The organism is Oscillospiraceae bacterium, from assembly GCA_015068645.1.
In the GTDB taxonomy this organism is placed as follows: domain Bacteria; phylum Bacillota; class Clostridia; order UMGS1840; family UMGS1840; genus SIG452.
This window is the reverse complement of record SVKD01000002.1, coordinates 1-20,288: the sequence shown is the minus strand read 5'-3', so window position 1 is coordinate 20,288 and position 20,288 is coordinate 1. Positions and strand designations below refer to the sequence as shown.

Annotated in this window: 9 protein-coding genes; 6 read left to right on the top strand and 3 right to left on the bottom strand. The window is 43.1% G+C overall.

Annotated features, from left to right (window positions below; all coding sequences use genetic code 11):
* Entirely contained in the window at nucleotides 1–795 is a 795-nt protein-coding gene (locus E7413_01050; GenBank protein MBE7018457.1) for a GNAT family N-acetyltransferase, read from the top strand.
* A 213-nt stretch (nucleotides 796–1,008) separates the two neighbouring features.
* Here E7413_01050 and cadA read toward each other — a convergent pair whose 3' ends face one another.
* The 3 genes from cadA to E7413_01035 all read right to left on the bottom strand — a co-directional run bounded on the left by cadA (nucleotide 1,009) and on the right by E7413_01035 (nucleotide 6,230).
* Nucleotides 1,009–3,144 carry a cadmium-translocating P-type ATPase gene (gene cadA / locus E7413_01045; protein MBE7018456.1) on the bottom strand — a complete coding sequence of 712 codons (2,136 nt, stop codon included), beginning with the start codon at nucleotides 3,142–3,144 and terminating at the stop codon, nucleotides 1,009–1,011.
* A 262-nt stretch (nucleotides 3,145–3,406) separates the two neighbouring features.
* On the bottom strand, nucleotides 3,407–3,784 hold the full coding sequence (locus E7413_01040) for a diacylglycerol kinase family protein (protein ID MBE7018455.1): 378 nt from the start codon (nucleotides 3,782–3,784) through the stop codon (nucleotides 3,407–3,409).
* Nucleotides 3,785–3,959: 175 nt separating this feature from the next.
* Entirely contained in the window at nucleotides 3,960–6,230 is a 2,271-nt protein-coding gene (locus E7413_01035; protein ID MBE7018454.1) for an adenosylcobalamin-dependent ribonucleoside-diphosphate reductase, read from the bottom strand.
* Nucleotides 6,231–6,580: 350 nt separating this feature from the next.
* Between E7413_01035 and E7413_01030 the strand changes: the two genes are divergently transcribed.
* From E7413_01030 to E7413_01010, 5 genes are all read left to right on the top strand, one after another.
* Entirely contained in the window at nucleotides 6,581–8,215 is a 1,635-nt protein-coding gene (locus E7413_01030) for a glutamate--tRNA ligase (protein ID MBE7018453.1), read from the top strand.
* A 262-nt stretch (nucleotides 8,216–8,477) separates the two neighbouring features.
* Complete coding sequence (locus tag E7413_01025) at nucleotides 8,478–10,130, top strand: glutamine--tRNA ligase/YqeY domain fusion protein (GenBank protein MBE7018452.1); 1,653 nt, start codon at nucleotides 8,478–8,480, stop codon at nucleotides 10,128–10,130.
* A 54-nt stretch (nucleotides 10,131–10,184) separates the two neighbouring features.
* On the top strand, nucleotides 10,185–11,192 hold the full coding sequence (locus E7413_01020; protein MBE7018451.1) for an aspartate--ammonia ligase: 1,008 nt from the start codon (nucleotides 10,185–10,187) through the stop codon (nucleotides 11,190–11,192).
* A 33-nt stretch (nucleotides 11,193–11,225) separates the two neighbouring features.
* Nucleotides 11,226–13,310 (top strand): glutamine synthetase type III, encoded by a 2,085-nt coding sequence (locus tag E7413_01015; protein MBE7018450.1) that lies wholly within the window; start codon nucleotides 11,226–11,228, stop codon nucleotides 13,308–13,310.
* A gap of 1,031 nt (nucleotides 13,311–14,341) precedes the next feature.
* Nucleotides 14,342–20,288: hypothetical protein (locus E7413_01010; GenBank protein MBE7018449.1), on the top strand; the 5,947-nt coding region annotated here is incomplete at its 3' end.

Sequence of the window (20,288 nt, the reverse complement as noted above, 5' to 3'; positions counted from 1 at the left end):
ATGGCAGAAAAGAAAGATATCCTTGCATATAAACCAATTTTTCAACAGATTTTTTCCGAGGATCTTCAGTTTTGCGACCGTATTTTTGCCCACCGTTTAGACAATGTATTTGATAAACGTGATGGAGATGAAATTGCCAGTTTTTTGTTTGCGATTCCTTTTACTGCAAGGGTTTTTGATAAGGAATACTCATCTGTTTATGTGTATGGAGTGGGTACTGTTCCCGAAGCTCGTGGCAAAGGCTATATGAAAGAAATCTTTCAAAAGATGGAAGATTTCTTTGGAAATGATATTGATTTCTATTATCTGGTGCCTGCTGATGAATCGTTGTTTTCCATGTATGAAAAATTGGGTTATCAAACCGCATTTTATCTGAAAAAAGAAATGTTGTTTCCCGAGAAAAATCCTACTTTAGAATACGAAATTTACGAAGCTCCCGAAGAATTTCATACTGACTATTTAAGTTGGACAAATTCTTTTGATACCGTGATTTTAAGAAACGAAGAAGATTCCGCTTTTTATCTCTCCCAAGGGAAGTATTACAAAATCAAAAACAGCGGTTTTTATGTGGAAGTATCCGATTCCGACCGCCAGACTGCTCACATTCGGGAAGCCTATTTTCCCACCGACCATACCACAGCATGTTTGCTTGATTTCCTTGCCAGAAAAGGGTATCAAAAAGCCATTTTTACCACTCCTGAGCCAAAAACGCCTTATGCCATGGTGAAAATTGTAAATTCTTCGTTAAAGATGGACGACTTCAAAAACGGTTACACCAATTTAAATTTCGATTAAAAAAATGCACAAGAAATTTCTTGTGCATTTTTTTGTAGGGACAGATGCCTACATCTGTCCGATTTTTTGGTTTTTTTGGTATTTTTGGGTTTTTTGGTAGTTTTGGTATTTTTGGCATTTCACAACACGAAGAATCACAATATCAAAAAAAACGGGACGGTGTGGGCACCGTCCCCTACATGATGTTTGCAATTTTTGATTCTGCGTGTTTTATCAAGTTCGACTAAGACGAAGGGAATTGCTTACCACAGACACCGACGACAAACTCATCGCCAACGCTCCGATCATGGGATTCATTAAGATTCCAAAAGGTGTTAAAAGACCTGCTGCCAGCGGAATTCCCAAAGTGTTATAGCAAAACGCCCAGAACAGATTCTGACGGATGGTTTTCATGGTTTTTTTGCCTAATAAAATGGCTTCTGCCACATCTTCGGGATTGCCTTTTACCAAAATCACATCTGCGCTTTCCATAGCAATATCGGTGCCGTTTCCTAAGGCGATGCCGATATCGGAAGCGGTCAGGGCTGGAGCATCGTTGATGCCGTCTCCCACCATGGCAACAATTTTTCCGTTGGCTTTTAATTCCTCGATTTTTGCCATTTTTTCATCGGGACGCACTTTTGCTATCACGGTTTTGATACCGCATTTTTCGGCAATGGCTTGAGCGGTTTTTTCGTTGTCACCTGTTAGCATCACAGTTTCAATGCCCAGTTCATTCAAGGTTTTGACCGCTTGTTTGGAGGTTTCTTTTACGGTGTCTGCCACAGCGATAAAACCTGCATAATTGCCGTCTATTGATATAAATAAAACGGTTTTTCCGTCTTCGGAAAGACGCTCAGAAGCGCTGGTATCAGGCACGCTTACGAATTCTGAGTTTCCGATTTTGATAAGTTGTCCGTCTATCGTTCCCATAATACCCAGTCCCGTCACAGATTGAAAATTTTCTGCTAAGGGTAGTGGCTTTTCTCCCCATTTTTTCAGGATGGCACGGCCTAAGGGATGTTCGGAATATGCTTCCAATGCTGCCGTTTTTTGTAAAAGTTCTTCTGCTGATAAAGAGACGCACACGATATCTGTCACCACAGGTTCCCCAATGGTTAAGGTACCCGTTTTATCAAATACCACTGTATCAATTTTGTGTGCGGTTTCCAAAGCAGTGGCATTTTTAAATAAGATTCCTTGCTTTGCCGCTTTTCCCGTTCCCACAATGATGGCGGTGGGAGTGGCAAGTCCCAAAGCGCAGGGGCAGGCAATTACCAACACCGACACAAAAATATTTAAGCAGAATGAAAAATCTTTTCCCAATAAAGCCCACGCTATCGCTGAAATGAGCGCTATCAAAATCACGGTGGGCACAAAATATCCTGAAATCACATCGGCAAGACGGGCAATAGGTGCCTTGGTGCCTGAAGCATCTTCCACCAGACGGATAATCTGAGAAATCACCGTGGCATCACCCACTTTGGTTGCTTCTATTCGGACATATCCGTTTTGGTTGGTGGTTCCGCCGTAAACGGTGTCGCCAACGGTTTTATCCACGGGCAGACTTTCCCCTGTAAGCATGCTTTCGTTAACGGTGGTTTCCCCGAAAACCACCACGCCGTCTACCGAAAAGTTTTCGCCTGCTTTCACGATTAAAATATCGCCGATTTGCACTTCTTCTGCGGGGATTACCATTTCTTCCCCATCACGAAGAACGGTGGCGGTTTTGGGGGATAGCGCCATTAAGGAACGAATAGCATCTCCCGTTTTTCCCCGGGAGCGATGCTCCAAAAACCGTCCCAACAGAATCAGAGCAATAATCACGGCGGTGCTTTCGTAATATAAATGGTGGGAGAAATGAGCGTTTCCCATCCACACCATCACGGTACCGTATAAACTGTATAAAAAGGAGGCTAAGGTTCCTACCGCCACCAAGCTGTCCATATTGGGGGACAGATGAAACAGTTTGGAAAAACCAATGGTGTAGAATTTGTAGCCAACTCCCATCACAGGTAAGGTGAGGAGCAGTTGGATGGTTACATTCCAAAAGGGGTCCGAAATTCCTGCAAGTCCCACCATAGGCCCCATACAAAGATAAAACAACGGAATTGCAAAGCATAACGCCACGATAAGTTTTTGTTTCAAATAATTTTTTTCTTCCGCTTCCACCACTTTGTATCCGCTTTTCACCACAATTTTTTCAATCATAGAGAGGGTGACGGTGTCGGCATCGTAGTACACTTCTGCCTGATGGGTAGCAATATTCACGTTGGCACGGATGCCTGATTGTTTATTCAGTTGTTTCTGCAGATATGCTGAACAGGCACCGCAGGTCATTCCGCCGATTTTTAAAATTACTTTTTCCATAGGAAGAACTCCTTTCTTCGGGTTGTAGGGAACAGATTTATCCGTTGCGTTATTCGGAAATGCATCGAAAATCCGATGCAAGAACAATGATTAAAAATAACAAAAAGAGTGGTAGGGCAGGGGCTTGCTCCTGCCGAAAATAACCGAAAGAATCGAACAAGCGGAAGGACCAAGGCCCTTCCCTACATCGGTTATCTGTTTCTGCAACAGCTGTTAAAAATAACAAAAAAGAGTGACGTTGCATAGTCACTCTTATATTTTATCATAAATTTTGCAAAAATGCAATTATTTTTGGCAGGAATATCACGATTCCAACAACGAGAGCGCCAATGGCACACACCAGCACCATTCCTGCAGAAACATCTTTTACCACACGGATGGTTTCATTTTTTTCCGGATGGGTGACATCACACAGATTTTCCATGGCGGTATTTACCATTTCGGCAGCCATTACCAAGGCAATTACCACTGCAAGAAAACACCATTCCCAAGGGGAGACTTTAAAAAACCACCCCAAAAACAGCGCTACCATTGCCGCCAGAGTATGTACTTTAAAATTTTGTTCTCGTTTATATACTTCTGCAATGCCTTTTGCGGCATAGGTAAAGCTTTTAAAAAATTTACCAAATGAAAATCTCATAGGCTTCTCCAATCTTTCCCAAATAGGAATGACTGCACGGGGAAAGTGCAGTCAGATTTTTTATGAGTGTTTGCCCCATCCTGATGGCGAAAGATGCGCCACCAAGACGGGAAAAGAGAAAAATATGAATTGTGCTTTCTAAAATGCAAAACTACGTTGTCTGCACAAAAAGCTCTTAGTTACATTTGGTCCAGCCGCAGTTATCGCAGGATACGCAACCGCCTTCATGCTTTAATCTGGTTTTACATTCGGGACAAACGGTGGGGAATCTGCCGAAATCGCTTTCTTCTTCACAGGTGGTCATGTCTGCTTTGGGTTCTTCCTTTTGCATGGAAGGATGGGCATTCATGGAGAAGAAGCCGGATTCGTATTCTTCCTGCAGAGCCTTTGCAATAATGTCGGGACAGCTCTGACCGTCTAATCGTTCCCCTTTGGTGCGCAGTCTTAAGCAAGCGGGACAAGAAATGTTCTTTAACTGGTCGATAATTTCAGAAACCAGTACACCGCTTCGTAAGGACAGGGAAATCATACGGTTAATACCGTCAATATTGGACTTACAGATACCGTTTTTGGAGGTATTTACAAAGGATTCCACAATATCACCGTTCTGGTTACGGTTGATGGTAACAAACAGATTACCGCAAGCGGTGGTGTATTTGGAAGTGGTACCGTAAGTTTTACCGATTTCGGAACGGGACATAGGTTTAATCGCATCAAAATGAGTTGCTTCTTTTTCCGGAGCGGCAGAGTCGGTTTTGTTTAATAAAATACCGGTTCTTCTGCAGTTATCACGGTAAATGGTAACACCCTTTAAGCCCATTTTCCAAGCGTAAATGTATAAATCTTCCACCTCTTCTTTGGTGAATTCTTCGGGCACGTTTACGGTGGAGGAGATGGAAGCATCAATATGTTTCTGCCAGATAGACTGCATGTTGATACGTTCTCTGTAGTTTAAGGTCATTGCGGTAACAATGTAGTTGGGAAGCTCGTCTCCTTCGGAAAGACCCATTGCATCCATCACTTCTTTTACGATGGGGGTATATACGGTGTAGAAACGTTCTTCTCCGTGTAAGGATTCGGTTTTTCTGGTGTAGGAAATGTTGTAGATGGGTTCTAAGCCGCCGGAAATACCAAGCATGGTGGAGATGGAGCCGGTGGGTGCGATGGTCAACAGCTGACTGTTACGAAGACCCACTTTTTTCACATAGTCACGAGTGCGTTTGGAAGTGTTTTCCATAAAATATGCACTTGCAAAAATCGCTTTTTCATCATAGCAGGGGTAGGTGCCTTTTTCTTCTGCCAGTTTTGCAGAGGTGTAAATAGCGGTATCTGCCATTTTGAAGCCGATTTTATCACACATTTTAACAGATGCGGTGGAGCCGTAACGAATGCCCAGTTTAATTAAGCAATCGCCCAAGCCCATAATGCCAAGACCAATCTGTTTCCAGTCGTTTACGCTCTTTCTCTGCTCTTCCAAGGGATGTAATTCCAAGCCTTCTTCTAATACTTCGTTTAAGTAAATAACTGCTTTTTCAACCGCATCTGCGAACGCATCAAAATCAAATTCTGCTTTTTCGGTGTAGGGATTTAATACGAATTCAGACAAGTTGATGCTACCAAGCAGACAGCTTCCGCCAGCCGGCAGGGGTTCTTCCGCACAGGGGTTTACCCCTGCAAACCGGAAGTTATCGTCATTGCTTAATAAGTTCCAGTTTTCAATTCTGTCCCAGAATAATGCGCCGGGTTCTGCCATATCCCAGTTGTTGTGCGCAAGTTTTTGGAACATTTCTCTTGCTTTCACGGTGTTTACAATGGTTTCACCGGTTGCTTCACGGGTATAGGTTAAATCCCAGTCTGCATCTTCTTCCACTGCTTTCATAAAAGCATCACGGATTCTAACGGAGATGTTTGCTTTGGTAACTTTGTTCAAGTCGTTTTTAATGTCGATAAAACGGGGCAGGTCAGGATGATTACATTCTAAGGAAATCATCAGCGCACCGCGACGTCCGCTCTGACCGATTAAGTCGGTTACCAGAGAATACAAGTCCATAAAGGACACACTACCGGTGGTTTCTTTTGCCGCGTTGTTGATTTTAGCACCTGCGGGGGAGAGTTTAGAGATATCAATACCGCAACCGCCGCCGTAGGAGTAGGTTCTTGCCAATTTGGAAGCACATTCAAAAATGCCTTCAATGTTATCTTCCGGAGGAGAAATGACATAGCAGTTGGAGTAGGTAATTTTTCTGCCTTCCTTTGCTAATCCTCTGGAAGCAATAATTCTGCCGCCGGGCAGGAATTTTCTTTCCATCATCAAGGGGATGATATCTTTATTTCCACCGGAAATTCTTTCGAAAAATCCGTCAATGGTTTCCCCATTGTGACGATATTTCTTTTCCCAAATGTCTTTTTGGAGTTGTGTTTTAAAAAACGTACTTTCCTGTTCCATAATCTTGTCCCTTCTGTCTTCATTTTTTACTTTATTTTCCAAAAAACATTGTGTCAAAATTCCCCCAAGAGGGTGAAAAAAACGCTGATTTGCATTGATTTTCAGCGTTTTTCAAAATTTTAGGTATCTTGCTTTTTGACACAATATCTTGTGTTGGCAAGAAGTATGATACCATATATCTTGTGTTTTGTAAAGGGGTTTTTGTAAAATTTTTTAAAATTTTTTGAAAAAAATAAAAAAGGGGTAAAAAAAACGAAAAAAACACTTGAAAAAACGGGTAGTTGTGTGTTATAATGTATGATACTATATAATGGAAAAGAATTTTCCTCGTAAAATAAAGGAGCAACACTATGGATACCAAGTCTCTGGCAACACTTTTGTTTGATGCATCTCTTCCCACCTTAGAAGAAATCAGCAATACCTATCCCCGTCGCGATTTAAAAGAAGGCGAAAAAGTGACCCGTATGGCACCCTCTCCCACCGGCTTTATGCATTTGGGAAACCTCTATGCGGCTTTAACCTCCGAGCGTCTGGCACATCTTTCCGGCGGTACCTTCTATCTTCGTATTGAAGACACTGACCAGAAACGTGAAGTTGAGGGCGGTGTGCAGGCGATTATTGACGGCTTGTCTCACTTTGGCTTAAACTTTGACGAAGGTGCTTTGGTAGAGGGAGAAAAAGGGATTTACGGTCCCTACCGACAGCGAAAGCGTGCCAAAATTTATCAGGCATTTGCCAAAGATTTGGTGGAAAAAGGAATGGCGTATCCTTGCTTTTGCACCGAGGACGAGCTTTCCGATTTAAGAGCCCGTCAGGAAGCAGAAAAGGAAGATAACTTAGGGTACCGTGGCAAATGGGCAAAATGCCGTGAGCTGACTTTGGATGAAATCAAAGAGAGATTAGCAAAAAAAATGCCCTGGGTGCTCCGTTTTAAAAGCGAAGGCAGTATTGACAATAAATTCAAATTCACCGATTTGGTAAAAGGGGACTTGGAATTATCCGAAAACGATATGGATGTTGTTATCTTAAAGTCCGACGGAATCCCCACCTACCATTTTGCACACGTTGTGGATGACTATCTGATGGGTACCACCCACGTTGTCCGTGGGGACGAATGGATTGCAACCCTGCCCATTCACCTGCAACTGTATCGTGCGGTTGGCTTAAAAGCTCCCAAATATATGCATATTGCACCCTTGATGAAGATGGACGGTTCCACCAAACGTAAACTTTCCAAACGAAAAGACCCCGAGCTGGCGCTTTCCTTCTACAAGCAGGAAGGTTACGTGGTAAACTGCGTGATGGTGTACCTGATGACGCTTCTTAACTCCAACTTTGAAGAATGGTATGCACAAAATCCCGATAAGTCCTACAGAGACTTCCCCTTCTCTCCCAAGAAGATGTCTGTATCCGGTGCACTGTTTGATTTGGTAAAACTGGACGACGTTTCCAAAAACGAGTTAGCAAAACTTTCCAATACCGAACTTTATGCGTTATTGGAAACCTATACAGAGGAATTCGACAAAGAATTTTATCATATTATCACCGCACAAAAAGAAAAAGTGTTAGAAATTTTAAATATCGGACGTGTAGGCCCCAAACCGAGAAAGGATATTGCGAAATTATCCGAAATCAAGGACTACATTTCCTATTTCTTCCCCGAATTATATCAGCCTGATTATCAGTTCCCTGAAAATATTTCGGAAGAAGACAGAAATCTTTTGATTACCGAATACAAAGAAATCTACGATGAAAATGATTCTCAGGACGAATGGTTCCAGAAAATCAAAGACTTATCCGAAAAACACGGCTTCACTTCCAATATGAAGGAGTATAAAAAGAATCCCGAAGCATTTAAAGGGAATGTTGCCCAAGTTTCTACCGTTCTTCGCGTGCAGATTTGCGGACGTCAGAATACGCCCGATACCTATGAAGTGTTCCGCGTAATGGGTAACGAATTAGTTAAGGCTCGTCTTTCTTTGTAGGCTTGAAAAACTGCGCATAATCCGTGAATCTCACCACTCGCTGTACACACGGTACAGCTTCGGGATCGTCAAGGCGTTGCCTTGATTCGATTTCCGAATTTTGCATCAGTTTTTCTGCACCCTATAAAAAAGCAAGAGCTTGAAAAATATCCCCCAAAAAAACGATAGGCTCCCTTGTGCAAAGGGAGCTGTCACGAAGTGACTGAGGGATTGTCGAATACGATAAAATGAATCACCTTTTTAGGAAAGGAATATTGAAAAGATGTCAGAAATTATGGAAAGCAATTTCATACACGAAATTATTGATAAAGACTTAGCGGAAGGCAAAGTGGAAAAAATCCATACCCGTTTTCCGCCCGAACCTAACGGATACCTTCATATCGGTTCCGCAAAAGCAATCTGGATTAACTGGGGAACTGCCAAAAAATACGGCGGACAGTTTAACCTGCGTTATGACGATACCAACCCTGCCAAAGAAGATGACGAATATGTGCAGGCAATCTATAAAGATTTAGAATGGCTGGGTGCCATTCCCGACGGTGGTATCTTCTACGGCTCCGATTATTTTGATAAGTGCTACGAGTTTGCCTGCGAACTGATCAAAAAAGGCAAAGCATACGTCTGCGATTTAAATGCGGAAGAAATGAGAGAATACCGTGGTACCTTAACCACTCCCGGTAAAAACTCTCCCTACCGTGACAGAAGCGTGGAAGAAAACTTAGACTTATTTGAACGGATGAAAAACGGGGAATTTAAGGACGGCGAAAAAACTTTACGTGCCAAAATTGATATGGCGTCTCCCAATATGAATATGCGTGACCCTGCAATTTATCGTATCGTGCATACCGACCATCACCGTCAGGGCAACAAATGGTGCATTTATCCCTTATATGACTATGCACATCCCCTGCAGGATGCGTTGGAAGGTATCACCCATTCCTTATGCTCCATCGAATTTGAAAATCATAGACCCTTGTATGACTGGGTTGTGGAAAATGTAGGATTCGAAATGCCGCCTCATCAGTACGAATTTGCTCGTCTGAATGTGACCAACACCGTAATGAGCAAACGTTATCTCCGCCAGTTGGTGGAAGAAGGCATCGTGGACGGTTGGGATGACCCCAGAATGCCCACCTTATGCGGATTAAGAAGACGTGGTTACACTCCCTCTTCCATTTTTGAATTTGTAAAACGTTCCGGTGTTGCCAAAGCAAACAGCCTGGTGGATATCGGTCTGTTGGAATTTTGTATCCGTGACGAATTGAATACCACCGCAAAACGCCGTGTGGCTGTGTTAGATCCGGTGAAAGTGGTATTAACCAACTATCCCGAAGACAAAGTGGAATATATCAAATTACCCGATAATCCTCAGGATCCCGAAACCACCTACCGTGAAGTGCCTATTTCCCGTGAAATCTATATCGAACGCTCCGACTTTGCAGAGGTTCCGCCTCCGAAGTTCCACCGTTTAAAACCCGGCGGGGAAGTGCGTCTGATGGGAACTTACTTCATCCAGTATCAGGATGTGGTGAAAGACGAAAACGGCAATATCGTGGAAATCCATTGTACCTACGATCCCGAAACATTTTCCGGCAACGCTCCCGACGGCAGAAAAGTGAAAGGAACCATCCATTGGGTATCTGCTAAATTCGGCGTGGAAAAAGAAGTGCGTCTGTATGACCGTCTCTTCACTTTGGAAAATATGAACGATATGCCCGAAGACAAAGGCTACGACGATTATTTAAACAAAGATTCTGTTGCAATCTGCAAAGCAATTTGCGAACCGTCCTTAAATGATGCAACCTTAGAAGACAAATTCCAGTTTGTTCGTAACGGTTATTTCCAGAAGGACAGCAAATTCCCCGACACCTTTAACTTAATCGTCAACTTAAAAGACAGCTACAAACCCAACTAATATTTTTTAATATTTTTTGGATATTTCCTATCAAAATAAAGGAGGAATCCACCCATGAGTCAGACTATGAAACCTGTGTGGTATCCCAAAACATTAAATATTTACGAAACCCAGACCGCTATCGGAAAAACCAAACGTATTTTTCAGGATAAACTGGCGGAAGTGTTGAATTTAAAACGTGTCACCGCTCCCTTGTTCGTGGAATCCCGTATGGGCTTAAACGACAACTTAAACGGGGTGGAGCGTGCCGTTACCTTTGATATTCCCGAAACCCAAGGGATGGCGGAAATCGTGCATTCTCTGGCAAAATGGAAACGTCTGGCACTCTACCAGTACGGGTTCTCCAAAGGGGAAGGCATTTATACCGATATGAATGCCATCCGTCGTGATGAAACCATGGATAACCTCCATTCCATCTATGTGGATCAGTGGGATTGGGAATCCATTATCTCAAAAGAAGACAGAACTGTGGATTTCTTAAAAGATACTGTCAGAAAAATCGTGGGTGCCATCTGTGACACCTTGGATGAAATCAAAAAAGATTATCCTGCGATTTCCATTACCTTAAACCGTGATGTCACCTTTATCACCTCTCAGGAATTGGAAGATTTATATCCCGACCTGACCGGCAAAGAAAGAGAAAATGCCATCGCTAAAGAAAAGAAAACCGTATTCATCATCGGTATCGGCGATGTGTTGAAATCGGGCAAAAAGCACGACGGCCGTGCTCCCGACTATGATGACTGGAAATTAAACGGGGATTTACTCTTCTATAATCCCATGTTGGATTCCGCTTTGGAAATCTCTTCCATGGGGATCCGTGTGGACGAAAAATCTTTGGAAGAACAGCTGATAAAAGCAGACTGTGAAGACAGAAAAACCTTGCCTTTCCACCAGATGCTCTTAGACGGTACTCTGCCTTTAACTATGGGTGGCGGTATCGGTCAGAGCCGCCTTTGTATGCTTCTGTTGGAAAAAGCACACGTTGGCGAGGTGCAGGTATCCGTGTGGGATAAAAACACCCGTAAACAGGCAGAAGAATACGGTATGAATCTGTTATAATTTTTGTAAATCTGAAAAAAGGAAGAACTTTTTATGGCTAATATTCCCGAATTATTCGGCAGTTTTGTATTTAATGATACCGAAATGCAGGCTCGTTTGCCCCAAGAAGTGTACGAAGCGTTGAAGCACACTTTAGAAGACGGGGAAGCGTTGGACTTAAATGTTGCCAATCAGGTGGCATCTGCAATGAAGGATTGGGCTGTGGAACACGGCGCAACCCATTATACCCACTGGTTCCAGCCGATGACAGGTATCACCGCAGAAAAACACGACAGCTTTATCGTGCCCGCAGGGGACGGTAAAGTTCTGATGGAATTTTCGGGGAAAGAGCTGATTAAAGGGGAACCCGATGCGTCAAGCTTTCCCTCAGGCGGACTTCGTTCCACCTTTGAAGCAAGAGGTTACACCTCCTGGGATCCCACCTCTTATGCCTTTATTAAAGACGGTTCTTTGTGTATTCCCACCGCTTTTTATTCCTATAGCGGTGAAGTTTTAGACAAAAAAACACCCCTGCTTCGTTCCATGAAAGTAATCAGCCATCAGGCGGGCAGAATTGTGAAACTGTTTGGCGAAGATTTGGATGCCACTGTGACCACCACTGTGGGTGCCGAACAGGAATATTTTTTAATCGACAAAGAAATGTATGACAAACGTCCTGACTTAATCTTCACGGGCAGAACCTTATTCGGTTCCAAACCGCCCAAAGGTCAGGAATTGGAGGACCATTATTTTGGTGCCATCAAAACCCGTGTTTCCGCCTATATGAAAGAGCTGGACGAAGAACTCTGGAAACTGGGCGTATTGGCAAAAACCAAACATAATGAAGCGGCTCCCTCTCAGCACGAGTTGGCGCCCATTTTTGCCACCACCAATATTGCCACCGACCATAATCAGCTCACTATGGAAGTGATGAAAAAAGTGGCGGAACGGCATAATTTAGTTTGCCTGCTTCACGAAAAACCATTCTTAGGCGTAAACGGCAGCGGGAAGCACAATAACTGGTCCATTTCCACCAACACAGGAGTAAACCTGTTAAATCCGGGCAAATATCCCGAAAATAATCTGCGTTTCTTACTGTTCTTGGTAGCGGTCATCAAAGCGGTGGACGAACACCAGGATTTGCTCCGTATTTCCGCTGCATCTGCAGGAAACGACCATCGTCTGGGCGCCAGTGAAGCACCTCCGGCGATTATGTCTGTCTTCTTAGGGGACGAGTTGACTGCCATTTTGGAAGCTATCGAAACCGACACTCCCTATCAGAAAATCAAAAAGGAAAAAATGGATGGTGGGGTAGATGTTCTGCCTCAATTCAGAAAAGATACCACCGACCGTAACCGTACCTCTCCCTTTGCATTTACCGGGAACAAATTTGAATTCCGTATGCTTGGTTCCGCATTCTCTATTTCCGGTTCCAACATTATGTTAAATACCATTGTTGCTGATGTGCTCTGCGATTTTGCCGACCGTCTGGAACAGTCGTCTAATTTTGAAAACGATGTAATGGCAATCATCAAGGAAACGGTGAAAAACCATAAACGCATTATTTTCAACGGCAACAACTATTCCGACGAATGGGTGGATGAGGCCGAAAAACGAGGTCTTTTAAACTTAAAAACCACCCCTGAAGCGTTGCTTCACTACGTAACCGACGAAAATGTTGCCTTATTTGGCAAACATAAAATCTATAGCCGCACCGAAATGGAATCCCGTGTGGAAGTGCTTTTGGAAGGATACTCCAAAGTCATCAATATTGAAGCACTCACCATGCTGGAAATGGTACGTAAGGAAATCCTGCCTGCTTGCTCTCGCTTTGCAAGCGATTTGTGTGTTTCTATTCAAAATAAAGCGGCAACTGTGGGTGCAGGTGCCTACGAAATGGAACTCGCTAAAAAAGTGACCGCTTTAACCGACGAGCTCTATTTCACCGTAAACCGTCTAGACGAAAATCTGCAGGGCGTGAAAGCGTTGAACGACGGTGCCGAAATCGCCCGTTATTACTGCGAAAACGTGCTGTCCGTTATGAACGAAGCCCGTGAAATTGCCGACCAGCTGGAAGAAGTGACGGATAAGACATACTGGCCTTATCCTTCATACGGCGACCTTCTCTTCAGCGTATAGGACGGCTTGAAAAAGAACATAGACCGCAAAAGGCATGGATTTTTTCCATGTCTTTTCTTTTATAAGGTGAAAATTTGTTGGCACAAATTTTAATCAGAATGCCTTTTGCTATCTGCAAACTTCACCTCTCGGCGTACCGATGTACGCCTTCGGGTAACCCTTCGGTTCAGTTTGCAAATTCTATGCCCTTTTTCTGCACCTTGGTTGTGCAGACCCGTGAACCTCACCACTCGCCGTACACAAATATGCTGTACGCAGTACTACGGCTTCGGATAATCCCTGCGGGTTCAGTTTGTCCGTTCTGAGCCATTTTCTCTACGCCTGAGATGGAAGAGGATTTCTTCACCTTGAACAACGGCTTGAAAAACAGCGCACAATCCGTGAACCTCACCACTCGCCGTACATAAATATGCTGTACGCAGTACTGCGGCTTCGGGTACTATCGAAACAAGTTTCGATTCGGTTTCTCCATTTTAGCCGAATTTTTCTTCACCTTAGGTTGCGAATAGCTTGAAAAAGAACATAGAACGCAAACTTCACCTCTCGCTGTACCGTTATGCTGTACGCAGTACTACAGCTTCAGGTAACCCTTCGGTTCAGTTTGCAAATTCTATGCCCTTTTTCTTCACCTTGCACAGCAAAATATAAAAAAGTAATCGAAAAAGCAATGGTTATCCATTGCTTTTTTTGTTTTTTATCCAGGACATCTGCTTTAGGGGTGATGTCCGTTATGCACATAAAAATGTGTATAACTTGTGGATAAATAAAAAGGTTCGTTAGAATGCACTATAGCGCGCAAACAGTTTTGTAAAATTGTTACAATCCCTTGCAATCAGCGGATTTTCACGTTAAAAAATTTTGTAATAAAATTGTAATTTTTTAGTAAAAATGCTTGACAGCACCTTATGAAAATGCTAAAATATTGTATATAATATACTATTATATACTGGTGCGGTGACTTTATGGCATCAGGGTATCAATTCTGTAAAAAAACAAATATATAAAAAATAAAAAGAAAGGAAGTGTCATAGGTGAAAAGATTTTTAAGCATTCTTCTCACTTTGACCCTGTTGGCAAGCATGTTCACATTTGCAACTTATGCAAATGAGCTTGGTACAATTGCGTTCTACAATGCTGAAGATAACAGCGTAGCAACTCAGTTGGATGGCGTGGACAAACTTTATGCCAACGTGACCTTCACTGCAAGTAAAACCGGTACCGCAAGCGTAATGGTAGCTCATTACGATATCGAAACCGGTAAACTTGAAAAAATGGAATCTATTGATTCTGTTAGTATGACTGCAGGCGTAGTTGCGACCTTTACTACCTCTGCAATTTCGGTAGCCGATACCGATTTATTGAAAGTGTTCGCTTGGGACGAAGCAACTCTTGCTCCTTTAACCAATGTGGGCACCATTGAACGTGACTTATTAGAAGAACTTCCCACTGCAACCGTGACTGCAATTTCTACCGATGCAGACTTTGCATTAAACTTCAAAGCAGACGAAGTAACTGACGAACAGTTAGCATTCTACGGTGATTGGGAGGCAGACTTTGTATTTACTACTAACAAAGATGCCATCTTTAACCAGGATGGCTCTAAAGACGGTTACTTAATCGGTCAGTATGACGAATTCGGTCCTGAATTTGTAAAAGTTCCTGCAACCGATTTCGCAATTACTGCAGGTACTCCCGTATCCATTATGGATGCAGCAGGTCTGAATGTTACTTATCGTGATGTGGTTGAAACCGTAAAAGACTTCGACTGTGGTGTTGACTATGCAGATGCTTACTTAAAAGCAAATGATGGCTTAGAAGTTTCTATCGCATTAGTTCTGGTAAATCCCGAAAACGGCAATACCTACACCATCGCAGAAAAAGCATTTGACTTTAATATGCCTACTGCAACTGTTACCGAAATTGACGTAGCAGAAGCAGACTTCGCATTAAACTTCAAAGCAGACGAAGCAACCGAATCTCAGGTAGCAACCTTCGGCGATTGGAAAGCAGACTTTGTATTTACCACCAACAAAGACGCAACCTTCAATGCAAACGGCACCAAAGACGGTTATTTAGTTGGTCAGTATGACGAATTCGGTCCTGAATTTGTAAAAGTTCCCGCAGCGGACGTAACCGTTGCCGCAGGCGTTCCCGTAAATGTTTTGGGAAGCGCTGGCATGAACGTTACTTATCGCGATGTAGTTGAAACCATTAAAGATTTCGACTGCGGCGTAAACTTTGCAGATAGCTACTTAAAAGCAAATGATGGTTTAGAAGTATCCTTAGCACTGGTAATCGTAAATCCTGTTACCGGCGAAGCATACACCATCGCAGAAAAAGCATTCGACTTTACCATGCCTACTGCAACTGTTACCGACATTAAAGTAGCAGAAGCAGACTTCGCATTAAACTTCAAAGCAGACGAAGCAACCGAATCTCAGGTAGCAACCTTTGGCGATTGGAAAGCAGACTTTGTATTTACTACCAACAAAGATGCAACCTTTAACGCAAACGGCACCAAAGACGGTTACTTAGTTGGTCAGTATGACGAATTCGGTCCTGAATTTGTAAGCATTCCTGCAGCAGACTATACTGTGAAAGCAGGCGTTCCTGTAAACGTATTGGCAACCGCAGGTATGAACGTTACTTACAAAGATGTAGTTGAAACCGTAAAAGACTTTGATTGTGGCGTAAACTTCGCAGATAGCTACTTAAAAGCAAATGATGGTTTAGAAGTATCCTTAGCACTGGTAATCGTAAATCCTGTTACCGACGAAGCATACACCATCGCTGAAAAATCCTTCAGCTGGACCTTACCCACCGCAGAAGTTACTCACTTAGATACCACTAAATTAGATGTAGAAGCAGACTTTGCAATGAACTTCAAAGCAAACGAAGCAACCGAATCTCAGTTGGCAACCTTTGGTGACTGGGCTGCAGATTATGTAGTAACTTTCAACAAAAATGCAACCTTCAATGCAAATGGCGAAAAAGACGGTTATCTGTTAGGTCAGTATGACGAATTCGGAGCAGAATGGGTAAAACTTCCTGCAACTGATTTAGCAATTACCGCAGGCGCACCTGTAAAAGTATTAGAAACCGCAGGTATGAGCGCAACTTATCGTGATGTCGTTGAAACCATCAAAGATTTTGATTGTGGTATCAACTTCTCTAAAGAGTTCTTAGCAGCAAACGATGGCGTATCCGCTACCGTGGAATTAAGAATCTACAATCCCTTAAATCCCGCTGAATCCTATGTAATCGGTGATGCAATCACCAGAACCTGGAAACAGCCCACTGCAACCGTTACTGAACTGGACGTTGAAGCAATCGAAGGCGTTGATTTAGATTTCGCATTAAACTTCAAAGCAGACGAATCTACTCAGGAGCAGCTTCTGATGTTCGGTGATTGGTATGCAGATTACGAATTAACCGTAAACAAAACTGCAACCTTCAATGCAAACGGCAATGCAGACGGTTTCCTCTCCGGTCAGTATGATGCATGGAGCAAAAACTGGGTATCCGTTCCCTTTGAAGATGCAACTCTGCAGGCAAATACCCCTGTAAGAGTCATGGAAACTGCAGCAGCTCTCATGGGTCAGAGTGGCTTAAAACTGACTTATGCGGATATCGTAAACTCCGTAAAAGACTTTAACTGTGGTTTAGCATTTACTCCCGAATTCTTAGTTGCTAACCCCGACTTAGAAGTAACTCTGGCACTGAAGATGTATAACCCCAACAACGAAAACGAATCTTACGTGGTTGGCAGAACCTACACCTTCACTCCCAAAACCATTCCTTCTATCGACAAATTTATCGGTAACGATGTGACCTATACTCACACCTTGGAAACCGTGGAAGCAAATACCGTAACCTATGACTTTGCTGATCTGTTTACCGTAATCGGCGGCGTTCCTGTAAAAATGGAAGACATCACCGTAACCGGCGCAACTTATGCAGACGGCAAAATCACCGTAGAAGGTTTCGGTACCAAAACCATCACCGTAACCGATAACTATTATTGTAACACTGCAACTGCAACTGTTACCGTAAATGCACCTGCAAGCGTGGATAAATGGACTGCAACCAACAAGACTGTTGACTTAACTGTTAACACTGCAGGTCAGGATCAGACCTTCACTGTAGCTGAATTATTCACTGCAATTGAAGGCGCAAATATCAAAAATGCTACCATTACCGTGGAAGGCGGAAACTTTATCAATGGTCAGGTAGTTGTACCCGGAACTGCAGGCACCTACACCGTAACCATCACCGATAACTTCTACTGTAATGCAGCAACCGCTACCATTACCGTAAACGATGCAGCAAACGTAGATAAATTCGTTGGTAAAGATATTGAAGTTACCCATACTTTAGATACCATCGAATCCAATGTTTACACTGTTGATTTCGCAGACTTATTCGATACCAACGATGAATATGTTGTAAAAGACATTACCGTAACCGGCGCAACCTATGCAGACGGTAAAGTAACCGTGGAAGGCTTAGGCACCATCACCGTTACCGCAACCGATAACTTCTACTGTAACGAAGCAACCGCAACCATTACCGTAAATGAACCTGCAAATGTTGACAAGTTCACCGGTAAAGCTGTTACGCTGACTCACACCTTATTCACAATCGAAGATGGTGTTGTAACCGCTACTTTAGAAGAACTGTTCACGAATAACGGTTATACTGTGAAAGAAGTAACCGTAGGCGGCGACGGAACCTATGCAGACGGTAAAGTATCCTTCGCAGGCACCGGTACCTTCTATGTTACCATTACCGATAATTTCTATTGTAACACTGCAACTGCAACTGTAGTTGTAAATGCGCCTGTTGCGATGGACAAATTCACCGGTAAAGCTGTAACTTATACCCATACTTTAGATACCATCGAAGCAAACACTGTAACTTACAATTTTGCAGACCTGTTTGACACCGTTGAAGGTGCAAATGTAAAAGCGGAAGATATTACCGTGGAAGGCGCAACTTATGCAGACGGTAAAATCACTGTTACCGGTTTAGGAACCATTACCGTTACCGCAACCGATAACTTCTACTGTAACATTGCAACTGCAACTGTTACCGTAAACGCTCCTGCAAATGTAAATAAATTTACTGCTACCAACAAAACTATCGACTTAACTGTGAACACTGTTGGTCAGGATCAGACCGTAAACTTTGAAGATTTATTCACCGCAGTTGAAGGTGTAGTAATCAAAGCGATTTCCGTAACCGTAGATAACGGAGCAAGCTTTGCAGATGGCGTTGTAACCGTACCCGGAAAAGCAGGTACCTACACCGTAACTGCAACCGATAACTTCTACTGTAACCCTGTTACTGCTACCATCACCGTGAAAGATGCAGCAAGCGTTGATAAATTCACCGGTAAAGCTGTAACCTATACTCATACTTTAGATACCATCGAAGCAAACACCGTAACTTACAATTTTGCTGACCTGTTTGACACTAACACCGAATATGTTGTAAAAGACATTACCGTGGAAGGTGCAACTTATGCAGACGGCAAAATCACTGTTACTGGAATCGGTACCTTCACCATTACCGCAACAGATAATTTCTACTGTAACGAAGCAACTGCAACTGTTACCGTAAAAGAACCCGCTAATGTTGATAAATGGACTGCAACCAACAAGACGGTTGACTTAACCGTTAATACTGTTGGTCAGGATCAGACCGTAAACTTTGAAGATTTATTCACCGCAGTTGAAGGTGCAATCATCAAAGATGCAACTGTAACTGTTAACAACGGCGGTTCTTACGCAAACAATGTAATTACCATACCCGGAAAAGCAGGTACCTACACCGTAACCGTAACCGATAACTTCTACTGTAATGCAGCAACCGCTACCATCACCGTGAAAGATGTAGCAAACGTTGATAAATTCACCGGTAAAGCGGTAACTTACACTCATACTTTAGATACCATCGAAGCAAACACCGTAACTTACAATTTTGCTGACCTGTTTGACACCAACACCGAATATGTTGTAAAAGACATTACCGTGGAAGGTGCAACTTATGCAGACGGCAAAATCACTGTTACCGGAATCGGTACCTTCACCATTACCGCAACCGATAACTACTACTGTAACAAAGCAACTGCAACTGTTACCGTAAAAGAACCCGCTAATGTTGATAAATGGACCGGTAAAACCGTTTCCAAAAAATTAGCATACGGCTCTAACACTGTAACCGCTACTTTAGATGAACTGTTCACTGATAACGGCTACGTTAAAGGAACTATCACTGTAGGCGGCGACGGAGCTTATGCAAACAATGTTGTAACCTTTACCGGCGCTGGTACTTATAAAGTAACCATCACCGATAACTACTACTGTAACACTGCAACTGCAACCGTAACCGTTGCAGATGCAGACCCGATTAACAAATTCACTGCTAAGAACCCCAGCGTTACTCATACTTTAGCATCTATTGATGAAAAAGCAGTTTCCGTAAAACTGGGTGACATCTTCTCAGGAACCAATGTAGTAACCGGTAACATCACCGTTACCATCGCAGGTAAAGCTACCACTGTTAGCGCTGCTGATTGGGCAAATGCAACCGTTACCATCCCCGGCACCACCGGCGATGTAACCGTTACCATTACCGACAATTACTACTGTAACACCGCAACCGGTAAAGTTACCTTAACTGCTCCGGCTAACCAGACCAAATGGACTGCAACCAACAAAACCGTTAACTTAACTGTTAACACAGTTGGTCAGAATCAGACCTTCAACTTCGCTGATTTATTTACTGCTGTGAATGGTGCGTACATCAAAGCTGCAACTGTTACCGTAAATAACGGCGGAAGCTATGCAAGCAATAAAGTAACCGTACCCGGTAAAGCAGGTACTTACACTGTTACCGTAACCGATAACTTCTACTGTAATGCAGCAACTGCTACCATTACCGTAAACGATGCAGCTAATGTGGATAAGTTCACCG

What these genes read in the sequence shown, in the direction of transcription:
- E7413_01050 (MBE7018457.1), top strand. Translation starts at nt 1, where the DNA reads ATGGCAGAAAAGAAAGATATCCTTGCATATAAACCAATTTTTCAACAG.
- cadA (MBE7018456.1), bottom strand. Translation starts at nt 3,144, where the DNA reads ATGGAAAAAGTAATTTTAAAAATCGGCGGAATGACCTGCGGTGCCTGT.
- E7413_01040 (MBE7018455.1), bottom strand. Translation starts at nt 3,784, where the DNA reads ATGAGATTTTCATTTGGTAAATTTTTTAAAAGCTTTACCTATGCCGCA.
- E7413_01035 (MBE7018454.1), bottom strand. Translation starts at nt 6,230, where the DNA reads ATGGAACAGGAAAGTACGTTTTTTAAAACACAACTCCAAAAAGACATT.
- E7413_01030 (MBE7018453.1), top strand. Translation starts at nt 6,581, where the DNA reads ATGGATACCAAGTCTCTGGCAACACTTTTGTTTGATGCATCTCTTCCC.
- E7413_01025 (MBE7018452.1), top strand. Translation starts at nt 8,478, where the DNA reads ATGTCAGAAATTATGGAAAGCAATTTCATACACGAAATTATTGATAAA.
- E7413_01020 (MBE7018451.1), top strand. Translation starts at nt 10,185, where the DNA reads ATGAGTCAGACTATGAAACCTGTGTGGTATCCCAAAACATTAAATATT.
- E7413_01015 (MBE7018450.1), top strand. Translation starts at nt 11,226, where the DNA reads ATGGCTAATATTCCCGAATTATTCGGCAGTTTTGTATTTAATGATACC.